This window comes from Streptomyces sp. NPDC001450, from assembly GCF_053597295.1.
In genome coordinates, this window is the sequence record NZ_JBSFHY010000011.1 from 180,918 (window position 1) to 193,223 (window position 12,306).

Here is a 12,306-nt window from a genome sequence, read left to right on the forward strand (position 1 = left end):
CGCGGCAGGCCTCAGAAGCGGTACTGCTCGTCGTACCCGGACCCGGGCTGGGGCTGCTGCCCGTGGCCCTGGTACGGGTACGGCTGCTCCTGCGGGAGTTCGCCGCCGTAGGTCTCGTCGTTGCGCTGCTGCGGGACCCAGACTCCGCCGGCCGGGGTCTCGCCGTAGCCGCCGGTGGCGTACTGGTCCTGGCCGTAGCCCTGCTGGCCGTACTGCTGCTGGTCGTAGCCGGTGCCGTACGAGGTGTCGCCGTAGGGCTGGGTGCCGATGTACGGGTCGGAGTAGTTGGCGTAGGCCTGCTGCTGGCCGCTGGTGTCGTAGCCGTAGCCCTGCTGGGCGTAGCCCGAGTAGTCGTAGGCGTAGTTCTGCTCGGCGGCCTGGGCCTGGGCCTGGGCCGCGCCCGCGTAGGCGGTGTCGCCGTAGACGCCGTAGGAGCCGGTGTCCTCGGGGAGGGGCTGGGGCTCGTAGACGGTGGTGGTCTCGGCGGCCGTGGGCTCGGGCGAGCGGGGGGCCGGGGTGAAGACGTCGTCGCGGTCGTAGTCGTCGCCGTAGGCGAGCTGGTCGCGGTGGTAGTCGGCGTCCCGGTCGTCGCCCTCGGCGGCCTCCAGGTCGGAGACCTCGAGGCTCGGGTCGTGGCGGTCCGCCCTGCCGCGACGGCGCTTGCTGCTCCCGCCCTCGGCCTCGGCGTCGGGTCGTTTGACCGCCCAGCCGGCGGCGAAGCCGCGGCGGAAGGACAGCGTGACGTAGGTCTGGCCGATCGCGAAGGCGATCGCGCCCACACCGATCACGATGACGGACGGCATGAGCACGCCGACCACGACACCGAGGAAGCCGACGAAGGCGAGCAGCCGCCAGCGCAGCCGCGCCTTGTACTGCAGCAGCACCTCGCCGAGCAACCACAGTGCGACGATGCCGAACGCGATGTAGAGGACCGTCCAGCCCATGTACGCCCCTCTCCCAGTGACCGCTACGCAGTGTGTCGTACCGCGGTGCGGCCGGTCTAGGCCTGCGGGGGGTGGTGCAGGCCCAGGTTCTCGTAGATTTCCAGGGTCGCCGTGGAGTTGTTCAGGGTGATGAAGTGCAGTCCGGGCACTCCCTCGTCCAGCAGCCGTGCGCAGAACTCCGTGGCGAACTCGATACCGATGGAGCGTACCGCCGCCGGATCGTCCTTCGCTGTGAGGATCCGCTCTTTCAGGGCGTTCGGGAACTGCGCGGTGCTGAGCTTGGGCAGCCGTTCCAGCATTTTCACGCTGGTGACCGGCAGGACCTCGGGGATGACCGGGGTGGCGCAGCCCGCGCCCTCGACCCGGTCGCGCAGCCGCAGATACGACTCCGGCTGGAAGAACATCTGGGTGATGGCGTAGTCCGCGCCCGCACGGCACTTGTCGACGAAGTGCGCGACATCGGTGTCCCAGTCGGTGGACCGTGGGTGCATCTCCGGGAAGGCGGCGACACCCACGCAGAAGTCGCCGGACTCCTTGATGAGCCGGACGAGTTCGGCCGCGTACGTCAGGCCGCTCGGGTGCGCGACCCAGTCACCCATCGGGTCGCCGGGCGGGTCGCCGCGCACGGCGAGCATGTTGCGGATGCCGGCGTCCGCGTACTGGCCGATGATGTTGCGCAGCTCGGCGATGGAGTGGTCGACCGCGGTGAGGTGGGCGACCGGGGTGAGCGTCGTGTCCACGACGATCTGCTGGGTCTCCTTGACCGTCGTCGTGCGCGTGGAGCCGCCGGCACCGTAGGTGACCGAGACGAAGTCGGGGGCCACCGCCTCGACCCTCCGCAGCGCGTTCCACAGGTTCCGCTCACCCTTGGGGGTCTTCGGCGCGTAGAACTCGAACGAGTACGTCTTCTTGCCGGTGGCGAGGATGTCGCGCACGGTGCGTGCGCGATCAGTCCTGGTGGATGCGGTTCCGAGGGCCATACCGGCAGGTTAGCCAGGGGCGGGCGGTCCCCCAACCGGGCACCGGGAATTTGCCTGAATTGCCGGATTCCTGTCCACCCCTTGGACAAAAACGTGGACAGACCCGGGTCCGGACCTACGCCTGGCGCAGTCGCTTCGCGAACTCCGCCGCGGCGGCTCCGGGGTCGTCGGCCTCGGTGATCGCGCGGACCACGACCACCCGTCGGGCACCCGCATCCAGCACCTCGTCCAGGTTGCCGAGGTCGATGCCGCCGATCGCGAACCAGGGGCGGTCGGTGTCCAGGGCGGCGGTGTACCGGACCAGGTCGAGGCCCGGGGCGTGCCGGCCGGGCTTGGTGGGGGTGGGCCAGCACGGACCGGTGCAGAAGTAGTCCACGCCCTGCTGGACGGCAGCCGCGGCCGCCTCGGACTCGGCGTGCGTGGAGCGGCCGATCAGGACGTCGTCACCGAGGATCGCGCGGGCCGCGGGGACCGGGAGGTCGCCCTGGCCGAGGTGGAGCACGTCGGCGGAGGCGGCGTGGGCGACGTCGGCGCGGTCGTTGACCGCGAGCAGCTTGCCGTGCCGGGCGCAGGCGTCGGCGAAGACCGCCAGGTGCTCCAGCTCCTCGGCGGCCTCCATGCCCTTGTCACGCAGCTGCACGATGTCGACACCGCCGGCCAGGACCGCGTCCAGGAACTCGGCGAGGTCGCCCTGCCGGCGGCGGGCGTCCGTGCAGAGGTAGAGGCGGGTGTCGGCGAGGCTGCCGCGGGCGGTGTCGGACATGCGTGGGTCCCCCCGTCGTCGGTGTCCATGGGCGGGCGAGGGGGTGGCGCAGGGGCCGGAGTCCCTGCGCCACCCGTGGTGCGGGTCGGTTCAGACGGCGAGCGCCTGGGCGCGGCGCTTCACCTCCGTGCCGCGATTCTCGCTCAGGGCCTGCGCGGGAGTGCCGGGCAGGGTCGGGTCGGGGGTGAAGAGCCACTCGATCATCTCTTCGTCCGTGAAGCCGTCGTCCCGCAGGAGCGTCAGGGTCCCGGACAGGCCCTTGACGACCTTGTCCCCGTCGATGAAGGCGGCGGGGACGTGCAGCGCCCGGTTCTCACCTCGGCGTACGGCGATGAGCTGGCCCTCCTTGACCAGCTGCCGCACACGTGTCACCTCGACGTCGAGCATCTCGGCGATGTCGGGGAGGGTGAGCCAGGCAGGGACGAGAGCATCGATCTTTGCGTCAATCTCGGTCACGGGAACAAGCCTGCCATCCCCCACCGACAGTCGGAAGTCAGGCCGGTCCACCTGGGAGGACGTGCCTAGTCGGCGGCGGCGTCCTTCAGGGGCCGCGCCGGGTCGGTCAGCGCCTCGGGATCCATGCGCCGGCCCGCCTCGATCAGGCGCCGGCCCTGGGCCAGATCACGCGGCCTGCCCACGGCCAGCAGGGCCACCAGGCGGTCCTCGCGCAGCCAGCAGACGGTCCAGGCCGGGCCCGCCGGGTCGCCGCGCCACACCATGCGGTCGGCCGCGGGGTGGTGGCCGGCGTACTGGACGAAGCGGCCGAACTGCTCGGACCAGAAGTACGGCACCGGGTCGTAGACCACGGGGGTCTCGCCCAGGATGTTCGCGGCGACCGTGCGCGGGCCCTGCAGGGCGTTGTCCCAGTGGTGGACCAGCAGCCGGGTGCCGTACCGGGCCGAGGGGAAGGAGGCGCAGTCGCCGACCGCGTACACGTCCTCGACGGTTGTGCGCAGGTGGGCGTCGGCCACGACCTCGCCGTGCACGCCCAGCTCGATACCGGAGCCGGCCAGCCAGGCGGTGGCGGGGCGCGCGCCGATGCCGACCACGACGGCGTCCGCGGGCAGCCGCGTGCCGTCGGCGAGCACCACCGCGCCGGGCTCGACGCGCTCCACGGGCGCGTGCGTGCGCAGCTCGGCGCCACTGTCGGCGTACCAGCCGGCCATCGGGGCGGCCACCTCGGGCGGCAGCGCGCCCGCGAGCGGCCGGTCGGCGGCCTCGACGACGGTCACCGCGCAGCCCGCCTCCCGGGCCGCCGTGGCGAACTCGGCGCCGATCCAGCCGGCGCCGACGACCACGATGGCGTGCTGCCGGGCGAGCACCGGCCGCAGCCGCTCGGCGTCGTCCAGGGTGCGCAGCAGGTGCACGCCGGGCACGCCCTCGGTGCCCGGCAGCGTGATCGGTTCGGCGCCGGTGGCGAGGACCAGCACGTCGTACGGGACGGGCCCGGCCTCGGTGTCCAGCTCGTGGTCGCCGGGGCGCACGCCCAGCACCTCGCAGCCGAGCCGCAGTTCGACGCCGAGCGACTCGAAGTCGACGTCGAAGGCGGAGCCCTCGGCCTTGCCGAGCAGCACGGCCTTGGACAGCGGCGGCCGGTCGTACGGCTGGTGGGGCTCGGCGCCGATCAGCGTGACGGTGCCCGTGAAGCCCTGCTCGCGCAGGGCGACCGCGGTCTGCACCCCGGCCATGCCCGCGCCCGCGACGACCACGCGCCGCCCCTGTGACGTGCCCTGTTGCGGTGTCTGCTCGCTCACCCGATCACCATAGACAACTGACAATTCGTCAGTCAGCGGGCGTGCTCGGTGACCTGTTCCACAACGCTGGTCCCGGTACCCGGCTGGGACTCCCACTCCCAGGTCTCCTCCAGCCGCACCCGCCCGTCCGGCAGCTCCACGACGGTCGACACGCAGTGCCCCGAGGAGGTGGTCCCGTCGTGCTTGAGCTGCACGTACCGGAAGTCCAGCCGGTCGCCCTCCCGGGTGCCGACCAAATGGCCGCGCACGACGTCGCCGCCCGCGTACTCGGCCCAGATCTCGCCGTCCTTCTCGTGGTACGCGAACCGGGTGCGGGTACCGACCTGACCTGGGGCCTGGTCCGCCACGGGGGCCAGGATCAGTCCGTCGAGCGAGCAGGCCATGGACCGGGGCTCCCTTACGAGTGACGAGCGCTGCGGGCTAGGGTGGCCACCGTACAAGCACTCGCGGGAGCCCGGACGCACCGGGCTGAGAGGGAGGCTGGCGGCCTCCGACCGTACGAACCTGATCCGGGTCATGCCGGCGAAGGGAGGGGCTGGACGCCCATGTCGTCACGTACGTCCGACGTCCTCGTCATCGGGGGCGGAATCATCGGCCTGGTCACGGCCTGGCGGGCCGCGCAGCGCGGGCTCGCCACGGCGGTGGTGGACCCCGAGCCCGGCGGCGGGGCCGCGCGGGTCGCGGCGGGGATGCTGGCCGCGGTCACCGAACTGCACTACGGCGAGGAGACGCTGCTCGCCCTGAACCTGGAGTCCGCCCGCCGCTACCCGGACTTCGCGGCCGAGCTGGCCGAACTGACCGGCCACGACCTCGGTTACCGCCGCTGCGGCACGCTCGCCGTCGCGCTCGACGCCGACGACCGCGCCCACCTGCGCGAACTGCACGCGCTCCAGCAGCGTTCGGGCCTGGAGTCGGAGTGGCTGTCCGGGCGGGAGTGCCGGCGGCTGGAGCCGATGCTCGCGCCCGGGGTGCGCGGCGGGCTGCGGGTCGACGGTGACCACCAGATCGACCCGCGGCGGCTGGCCGCGGCCCTGGTGGCCGCGTGCGAGCGGGCCGGGGTGGAGTTCCACCGGTCCTGGGCCGAGCGGCTCGACGTCGTCCGGGACCGGGCCGCCGGGGTCACCACGGCGGACGGCACCGCGCTGGCCGCGGGGCAGGTGGTGCTCGCGGGCGGCAGTCTGAGCGGGCGTCTCACGGGCGTCCCGGACGACGTGCTGCCCCCCGTGCGGCCGGTGAAGGGCCAGGTGCTGCGGCTGACCGTGCCGCGCCGGTACGCACCCTTCCTGAGCCGCACCGTGCGGGCGATGGTGCGCGGCAGCCATGTCTACCTGGTGCCCCGGGAGAACGGCGAGCTGGTCGTCGGCGCCACCAGCGAGGAGCTGGGCTGGGACACGACGGTCACCGCCGGGGGCGTGTACGAGCTGCTGCGCGACGCCCATGAGCTGGTGCCGGGGATCACCGAGCTGCCCCTCACCGAGACCAGGGCGGGGCTGCGCCCCGGCTCCCCGGACAACGCGCCGCTGCTCGGCCCGTCCGGGCTCGGAGGGCTGCTGCTGGCCACCGGGCACTACCGCAACGGGGTGCTGCTCACGCCGGTCACCGGGGACGTGATGGCGCAGCTGCTGGTCGGCGGTGAGCTGCCCGAGGAGGCCCGTCCGTTCACGCCGAAGCGCTTCGGCACCGCACTCATGGAGCAGCCCGCATGAACATCTCCGTCACCATCTCCGTGAACGGGGAGCGCCACCGGGTCGCCCCGGGCACCGCGCTGGACGCCCTCGTGAAGACTCTCACCGTGGCGCCGTCCGGGGTGGCCGCCGCCGTCAACGAAACCGTCGTCCCGCGCGCGCAGTGGGCGACCACGGCCCTCGCCGAGGGCGACCGTGTCGAAGTCCTCACCGCCGTCCAAGGAGGCTGACCCATGGCCGACGATCCCTTCGTCCTCGGCGGTGTGCCCCTCGGCTCCCGGCTGATCATGGGTACCGGCGGCGCACCGAGCCTGGACGTGCTGGAGCGGGCGCTGGTCGCCTCCGGCACGGAGCTGACCACGGTGGCCATGCGGCGGGTCGATCCCTCGGTGCACGGCTCGGTGCTGTCGGTACTGGAGAAGCTGGGCATCCGGGTGCTGCCGAACACGGCGGGCTGTTTCACCGCCGGGGAGGCCGTGCTGACCGCGCGGCTGGCCCGGGAGGCGCTGGGCACCGACCTGATCAAGCTGGAGGTCATCGCCGACGAGCGGACGCTGCTGCCGGACCCGGTGGAGCTGCTGGAGGCGGCGGAGACGCTGGTCGACGACGGGTTCACGGTACTGCCGTACACCAACGACGACCCCGTGCTCGCGCGGAAGCTGGAGGACGTGGGCTGTGCGGCGGTGATGCCGCTGGGTTCGCCGATCGGCTCCGGGCTCGGGATCCGCAACCCGCACAACTTCCAGCTGATCGTGGAGCACGCGCGCGTGCCGGTGATCCTGGACGCGGGGGCCGGTACGGCGTCGGACGTGGCGCTGGCGATGGAGCTGGGGTGCGCGGGCGTGATGCTCGCCTCGGCCGTCACGAGGGCGCAGGAGCCCGAGACGATGGCCACCGCCATGAAGCACGCGGTGGAGGCGGGGCGGCTGGCCCGGCTGGCCGGGCGGATCCCGCGCAGGCACTTCGCGGAGGCATCCTCCCCGACCGAGGGCCGCGCGCACCTGGATCCGGAGCGCCCCGCTTTCTAGTGCCCCGGCAGGGTCACAGCTCTGCTGCATTCCGTCCCCGGAACGGCCGAGCGGGCGGGACTGTCGGTCACCCCTCGTACACTCGCCTGCGTGGATACGACCCTTCAGGACCCCCTCGTCGGGCAGGTGCTCGACGGACGCTATCGCGTCGATGCGCGGATCGCGGTCGGTGGGATGGCCACGGTCTACCGGGCCCTGGACACCCGCCTGGACCGCGTTCTCGCGCTCAAGGTGATGCACCCGACCCTGGCGGCCGACGAGTCGTTCGTGGAGCGGTTCATCCGGGAGGCCAAGTCGGTCGCCCGGCTCGCCCACCCCAACGTGGTGCAGGTCTTCGACCAGGGGACCGACGGGTCGTACGTGTACCTGGCGATGGAGTACGTCGCCGGGTGCACCCTGCGGGACGTGCTGCGCGAGCGGGGCGCGCTGCAGCCGCGGGCCGCGCTGGACATCCTGGAGCCCGTGCTGGCCGCGCTCGGCGCCGCGCACCGGGCCGGGTTCGTGCACCGGGACATGAAGCCCGAGAACGTGTTGATAGGGGACGACGGCCGGGTCAAGGTCGCCGACTTCGGGCTCGTACGGTCCGTGGACACCGTGACCAGCACGACGGGTGCCGTGCTCGGGACCGTGTCGTACCTCGCGCCCGAGCAGATAGAACGGGGCACCGCCGACCCGCGCGTCGACGTGTACGCGTGCGGTGTCGTCCTCTACGAGATGCTGACCGGCGGCCGGCCGCACTCCGGGGACTCCCCCGCGCAGGTGCTCTACAAGCACATCCACGAGGACGTGCCGCCGCCCTCGGCGCTGGTTCCGGGACTGCCGTACCAGCTGGACGAGCTGGTCGCCTCGGCCACCGCGCGCACCCCGGACGTCCGGCCGCAGGACGCGGCGGCGCTGCTCGGCCAGGTGCTGCGGGCGCGGGCGGGTCTGAGCGCCGAGCAGTTGGACGCGCTGCCGCCGCAGGCGCTGTCCGCGGAGCACGAGCACCGCGACATCTCTGCGGACCGTACGAGCGTGATCCCGCGCTCGCTGACCGTGCCCCGGCCGCTGCCCGTCAACGAGGACGAGGACCCGGCGGCGGCCGTCCAGCACACCAGCCGGCTGGACAGCCCGCCCGTCGAGCCCCGGCGGCGGCCCCGGCGCGGGCTCATCACCCTCATCGCCGCGGTCCTGGTGGTCTTCGGTGTGGGTGCCGGCATCTGGTACATCAACTCGGGACAGTTCACCAAGGTCCCGCAGCTGCTGGCCAAGACCGAGGCGCAGGCGAAGGGCAGGCTGAAGGCGGCCGGGCTCGACGTCAAGCAGGTCAGGTTCGAGTACAGCGACACGGTCGAGCGCGGCGCGGTCATCAGCACCGACCCGGCCGCCGGGGCCCGGATCCGCAGCAACGACTCCGTGACGCTCGTCGTCTCCCGGGGCCCCGAGACCGTGAAGGTGCCGGACCTGCAGGGCGTCCCGCTGGGCAGGGCGCAGTCGAAGCTGAAGGCGGCCGGGCTGGAGCCGGGCATGGTCAACCGGGCGTTCAGCGACAGCGTCCCCAGGGGCGCGGTGATCAGCACCGACCCGGAGGCCGGCATCAAGCGGCACGCGGGCTCGGCGATCGCTCTCCTGGTCAGCAAGGGCAACCCGGTCGACGTACCGGACGTCACCGGTGACGACCTGGACGAGGCCAAGCAGGAGCTGGAGGACGCCGGCCTGAAGGTGATCGTCAACACCGAGCAGGTCAATTCCGACTACGACAAGGGCCAGGTGGCCCAGCAGACCCCGGACGGCGACAAGCAGGCCGCCGAGGGCGACACGGTGACGCTGACGCTGTCCAAGGGCCCGGAGATGATCGAGGTGCCGGACGTGGTCGGGGACAGCGTGGACGATGCGACGAAGGCGCTGGAGCGCGCCGGGTTCCAGGTCGAGAAGGACCGGGGCCTGCTCGGGATCTTCGGCGACACCGTGCGCAAGCAGTCGGTGGACGGCGGCGAGAAGGCGCCCAAGGGGTCGACGATCACGATCACCATCCGGTGACCGGGGGCGGAGCGCCGCGTGACACCCTGAACGGGTGAGCATCAAGCACTCCCGCCCCCTCTCCGGCAGCCCCGGAACCGGCCCCTCCCGCAACCCCGTCGGCGGTCACGTCCCCGTGGCCGGGGGCCTGCACTCCGTAGGGCTGTCGTACGCCCGTGACCTCAAGGCGGAGACCGTGCAGGTCTTCGTCGCCAACCCGCGCGGGTGGGCCACACCGGCCGGGAACCCCCGGCAGGACGAGGCGTTCCGCGAGGCGTGCGCCGAGGAGTCGATGCCGGCTTACGTGCACGCCCCCTACCTGATCAACTTCGGCTCGCACACCGAGGCGACCGTGGAGCGGTCGGTGGAGTCGCTGAGGCACTCGCTGCGGCGCGGGCGGGAGATCGGTGCGCTCGGCGTCGTCGTGCACACCGGCAGCGCGACCGGCGGGCGGGAGCGGGCCGTGGCGCTGAAGCAGGTGCGCGAGCACCTGCTGCCGCTGCTGGACGAGCTGACCCACGACGACGATCCGTACCTCCTGCTGGAGTCGACCGCCGGGCAGGGCGCCTCGCTGTGCTCGCGCACCTGGGACTTCGGGCCGTACTTCGAAGTGCTGGACGCCCATCCGAAGCTGGGCGTGTGCCTGGACACCTGCCACATCTTCGCCGCCGGGCACGACCTGACCGGGCCGAGCGGCATGCACCAGACCCTGGACCTGCTGGTCGGCACCGTCGGCGAGGGGCGGCTGAAGCTGATCCACGCCAACGACTCCAAGGACGTGGTCGGTGCGCACAAGGACCGCCACGAGAACATCGGCTCCGGCCATATCGGCGAGGACCCGTTCCGGGCACTGATGACCCACCCGGCGACCGCGGGCGTACCGCTGATCATCGAGACGCCCGGCGGCAAGGAGGGGCACGCGGCGGATGTGGAGCGACTGAAGAAACTGCGCGACGGATAACCCCTTGGGGAATACCCCTTGGGGGTATACGGTTCCTGCTCGGTGCAGGAACCGTCACCTGACATGGGGGTCGTCATGCAGCACGAGGCGCACGCAGCTCACCAGCAGCACGAAGCACACGCGCACCACCACCACGAAGCGCACGAACAGCACCGGCACGAAGCGCACGCACACCACCACGCACCCGCCGCCACCTGGTCCGTGGCCGCCCGGGCCACCCTGCACTGCCTCACCGGCTGCGCCATCGGCGAGGTGCTGGGCATGGTCGTCGGCACGGCGTTCGGGTGGGGGAACCTGCCGACCATGCTGCTGGCGATCGTGCTGGCCTTCTTCTTCGGCTACTCGCTCACCCTGCGCGGAGTACTGCGCGCCGGGGTCGACTTCCGTACGGCCCTCCGGGTGGCGCTGGCCGCGGACACCCTGTCCATCGTGGTGATGGAGCTGATCGACAACGGGGTGATCCTGGTCTGGCCGTCCGCGATGGACGCCACGCTGGGCGACGCGCTGTTCTGGATCTCGCTGGTGATCTCGCTCGTGATCGCCTTCGTGGTGACCACGCCGGTCAACAAGTGGACGATCGGCCGCGGCAAGGGCCACGCGGTGGTGCACCAGTACCACCACTGACCGGCACGCCAGGAGAAGTCAGAGCTCGGGGCCGTCCCCGGGCTCTTCCTGGTAGGAGTAGCGCTGTTCCTTCCAGGGGTCGCCGATGTTGTGGTAGCCGCGCTCCTCCCAGAAGCCCCGGCGGTCGGCGGTCATGTACTCCACGCCACGCACCCACTTGGGGCCCTTCCAGGCGTACAGGTGGGGGACGATCAGGCGGACCGGGAAGCCGTGCTCGGCGGTGAGGAGTTCGCCGTCCTTGTGGGTGGCGAAGATCGTGCGGTCGGAGGCGAAGTCCGACAGCCGCAGGTTCGAGCTGAATCCGTACTCCGCCCAGACCATCACATGGGTGACGTCCGGCGCCGGCGGGGCGAGGTCCAGGATCGCGCGGGCCGGGACGCCGCCCCACTCCGCGCCGACCATGCTGAACTTCGTCACGCAGTGCAGATCGGCGACCACGGTGGTGTACGGCAGGGCCGTGAACTCCTCGTGGTTCCAGGTGCGCTTGTCACCGTCGGCAGTGGCGCCGAAGACCCGGAACTCCCAGCGCTCGGGCCGGAACTTCGGCACGGGCCCGTAGTGCGTGACCGGCCAGCCACGCTGGAGTCGCTGCCCCGGCGGAAGCTCGGACCCTGCCGCTGCTCCAGATTCGCGCTCCACCGGATGACCCATGTCTCCATCCTGACAGACCTCGGGCAGTGCCCTTGACCACCCATGCGCAAATCAGACAACTGCCATCAAGTCGGCATCTACTTACTAAGTACGCACTTACTGGACGATCTTCACTCGCGGTGCAATCATGCGGCGGCACACCTCCCCTGTCCCCCCGTGTGGAAGGAGCCGCTGCGATGCAGGGCGACCCCGAGGTCATCGAGTTCCTCAACGAGCAGCTCACCGGCGAGCTGACCGCGATCAACCAGTACTTCCTGCACGCGAAGATGCAGGAGAACCTGGGCTGGTACAAGCTCGCCAAGTACACCCGGCGCGAGTCGTTCGACGAGATGAAGCACGCCGAGGTGCTGACCGACCGGATCCTGTTCCTGGAGGGGCTGCCCAACTACCAGCGGCTGTTCCATGTGCGGGTGGGGCAGACCGTCAAGGAGATGTTCGAGGCCGACCGGCAGATCGAGGTGGAGGCGATCGACCGGCTCAGGCGGGGCATCAAGGTGATGCGCGAGAAGGGCGACATCACGTCGGCGAACATCTTCGAGGACATCCTCGCCGACGAGGAGCACCACATCGACTACCTCGACACCCAGCTGGAACTGCTGGAGAAGCTCGGGGAGGCGCTGTACCTCGCCCAGGTGATCGAGCAGCCGGAGAGCTAGGCGGCCTCGTCCAGCTCCGAGAGGACGGGCCGACCCTGGTCGGCCAGCTCACGACGCGGGCACGCGCCCCGTCCGAGGATCGCCTGAATGCGCCGTACGCACGAACCGCAGTCGGTACCCGCCTTGCAGGCGGAGGCTATCTGGCGGGGGGTGCAGGCACCGTCCTCCGCGTGCTGCTTGACCTGCGTCTCGGTAATGCCGAAGCAGCTGCAGACGTACACGCGGATTCACCTCCCGACGGGATCACTGTCCTACTGCCATC

General features: G+C 71.5%; 15 protein-coding genes and 1 riboswitch. Of the genes, 7 read left to right on the top strand and 8 right to left on the bottom strand.

Annotated elements, in window-relative coordinates:
• Positions 1-11: 11 nt before the first annotated feature.
• The 6 genes from ACWC5O_RS15005 to ACWC5O_RS15030 form a co-directional block, all read right to left on the bottom strand.
• Positions 12-944, bottom strand: coding sequence for an SCO2102 family sporulation regulator (locus ACWC5O_RS15005; RefSeq protein ID WP_450587209.1), 933 nt, complete (start codon positions 942-944; stop codon positions 12-14).
• Between the two features lie 56 nt (positions 945-1,000).
• Complete coding sequence (gene metF, locus ACWC5O_RS15010; protein ID WP_450587208.1) at positions 1,001-1,924, bottom strand: methylenetetrahydrofolate reductase [NAD(P)H]; 924 nt, start codon at positions 1,922-1,924, stop codon at positions 1,001-1,003.
• Positions 1,925-2,039: 115 nt separating this feature from the next.
• Entirely contained in the window at positions 2,040-2,687 is a 648-nt protein-coding gene (thiE, locus tag ACWC5O_RS15015) for a thiamine phosphate synthase (RefSeq protein ID WP_450587206.1), read from the bottom strand.
• A 90-nt stretch (positions 2,688-2,777) separates the two neighbouring features.
• On the bottom strand, positions 2,778-3,143 hold the full coding sequence (locus ACWC5O_RS15020) for an Rv2175c family DNA-binding protein (protein WP_094220178.1): 366 nt from the start codon (positions 3,141-3,143) through the stop codon (positions 2,778-2,780).
• Positions 3,144-3,208: 65 nt separating this feature from the next.
• Entirely contained in the window at positions 3,209-4,441 is a 1,233-nt protein-coding gene (locus ACWC5O_RS15025) for an NAD(P)/FAD-dependent oxidoreductase (RefSeq protein WP_450587204.1), read from the bottom strand.
• A 32-nt stretch (positions 4,442-4,473) separates the two neighbouring features.
• Positions 4,474-4,824 carry a hypothetical protein gene (locus ACWC5O_RS15030; protein WP_450587203.1) on the bottom strand — a complete coding sequence of 117 codons (351 nt, stop codon included), beginning with the start codon at positions 4,822-4,824 and terminating at the stop codon, positions 4,474-4,476.
• A 53-nt stretch (positions 4,825-4,877) separates the two neighbouring features.
• A riboswitch (TPP riboswitch) is annotated at positions 4,878-4,989 on the top strand.
• Between ACWC5O_RS15030 and thiO the strand changes: the two genes are divergently transcribed.
• The 6 genes from thiO to ACWC5O_RS15060 all read left to right on the top strand — a co-directional run bounded on the left by thiO (position 4,987) and on the right by ACWC5O_RS15060 (position 10,737).
• The gene (thiO, locus tag ACWC5O_RS15035; RefSeq protein ID WP_450587201.1) at positions 4,987-6,147 is read left to right on the top strand and encodes a glycine oxidase ThiO; all 1,161 of its coding nucleotides are present in this window, start codon (positions 4,987-4,989) and stop codon (positions 6,145-6,147) included. (Overlaps the previous riboswitch by 3 nt.)
• Positions 6,144-6,356: a sulfur carrier protein ThiS gene (thiS, locus tag ACWC5O_RS15040; RefSeq protein WP_450587200.1), complete on the top strand. Its 213-nt coding sequence runs from the start codon at positions 6,144-6,146 to the stop codon at positions 6,354-6,356. The genes thiO and thiS overlap by 4 nt, the downstream gene beginning before the upstream one ends.
• A 3-nt stretch (positions 6,357-6,359) precedes the next feature.
• Positions 6,360-7,154: a thiazole synthase gene (locus ACWC5O_RS15045; RefSeq protein WP_450587199.1), complete on the top strand. Its 795-nt coding sequence runs from the start codon at positions 6,360-6,362 to the stop codon at positions 7,152-7,154.
• 90 nt (positions 7,155-7,244) lie between these two features.
• On the top strand, positions 7,245-9,173 hold the full coding sequence (pknB, locus tag ACWC5O_RS15050) for a Stk1 family PASTA domain-containing Ser/Thr kinase (protein WP_450587197.1): 1,929 nt from the start codon (positions 7,245-7,247) through the stop codon (positions 9,171-9,173).
• A 34-nt stretch (positions 9,174-9,207) separates the two neighbouring features.
• Positions 9,208-10,113 carry a deoxyribonuclease IV gene (locus ACWC5O_RS15055; protein WP_450587195.1) on the top strand — a complete coding sequence of 302 codons (906 nt, stop codon included), beginning with the start codon at positions 9,208-9,210 and terminating at the stop codon, positions 10,111-10,113.
• A gap of 75 nt (positions 10,114-10,188) precedes the next feature.
• A complete protein-coding gene (locus ACWC5O_RS15060; RefSeq protein WP_450587450.1) occupies positions 10,189-10,737 on the top strand; it encodes a DUF4396 domain-containing protein in 549 nt (182 codons plus the stop codon).
• Positions 10,738-10,755: 18 nt separating this feature from the next.
• Here ACWC5O_RS15060 and ACWC5O_RS15065 read toward each other — a convergent pair whose 3' ends face one another.
• Complete coding sequence (locus tag ACWC5O_RS15065) at positions 10,756-11,388, bottom strand: sulfite oxidase-like oxidoreductase (RefSeq protein ID WP_450587193.1); 633 nt, start codon at positions 11,386-11,388, stop codon at positions 10,756-10,758.
• A 176-nt stretch (positions 11,389-11,564) separates the two neighbouring features.
• Here ACWC5O_RS15065 and bfr point away from each other — a divergent pair, with 176 nt between their 5' ends.
• A complete protein-coding gene (bfr, locus tag ACWC5O_RS15070; protein ID WP_450587191.1) occupies positions 11,565-12,044 on the top strand; it encodes a bacterioferritin in 480 nt (159 codons plus the stop codon).
• On the opposite strand, the gene ACWC5O_RS15075 is transcribed toward bfr, so the two are convergent.
• A complete protein-coding gene (locus ACWC5O_RS15075) occupies positions 12,041-12,265 on the bottom strand; it encodes a (2Fe-2S)-binding protein (RefSeq protein ID WP_450587190.1) in 225 nt (74 codons plus the stop codon). The genes bfr and ACWC5O_RS15075 overlap by 4 nt on opposite strands.
• Between the last annotated feature and the right edge of the window lie 41 nt (positions 12,266-12,306).

Bases quoted from the DNA above. Each gene is read 5' to 3' on its own strand.
- ACWC5O_RS15005 (WP_450587209.1), bottom strand. From the start codon at position 944: ATGGGCTGGACGGTCCTCTACATCGCGTTCGGCATCGTCGCACTGTGG.
- metF (WP_450587208.1), bottom strand. From the start codon at position 1,924: ATGGCCCTCGGAACCGCATCCACCAGGACTGATCGCGCACGCACCGTG.
- thiE (WP_450587206.1), bottom strand. From the start codon at position 2,687: ATGTCCGACACCGCCCGCGGCAGCCTCGCCGACACCCGCCTCTACCTC.
- ACWC5O_RS15030 (WP_450587203.1), bottom strand. From the start codon at position 4,824: ATGGCCTGCTCGCTCGACGGACTGATCCTGGCCCCCGTGGCGGACCAG.
- thiO (WP_450587201.1), top strand. From the start codon at position 4,987: ATGTCGTCACGTACGTCCGACGTCCTCGTCATCGGGGGCGGAATCATC.
- thiS (WP_450587200.1), top strand. From the start codon at position 6,144: ATGAACATCTCCGTCACCATCTCCGTGAACGGGGAGCGCCACCGGGTC.
- ACWC5O_RS15045 (WP_450587199.1), top strand. From the start codon at position 6,360: ATGGCCGACGATCCCTTCGTCCTCGGCGGTGTGCCCCTCGGCTCCCGG.
- ACWC5O_RS15060 (WP_450587450.1), top strand. From the start codon at position 10,189: ATGCAGCACGAGGCGCACGCAGCTCACCAGCAGCACGAAGCACACGCG.
- ACWC5O_RS15065 (WP_450587193.1), bottom strand. From the start codon at position 11,388: ATGGGTCATCCGGTGGAGCGCGAATCTGGAGCAGCGGCAGGGTCCGAG.
- bfr (WP_450587191.1), top strand. From the start codon at position 11,565: ATGCAGGGCGACCCCGAGGTCATCGAGTTCCTCAACGAGCAGCTCACC.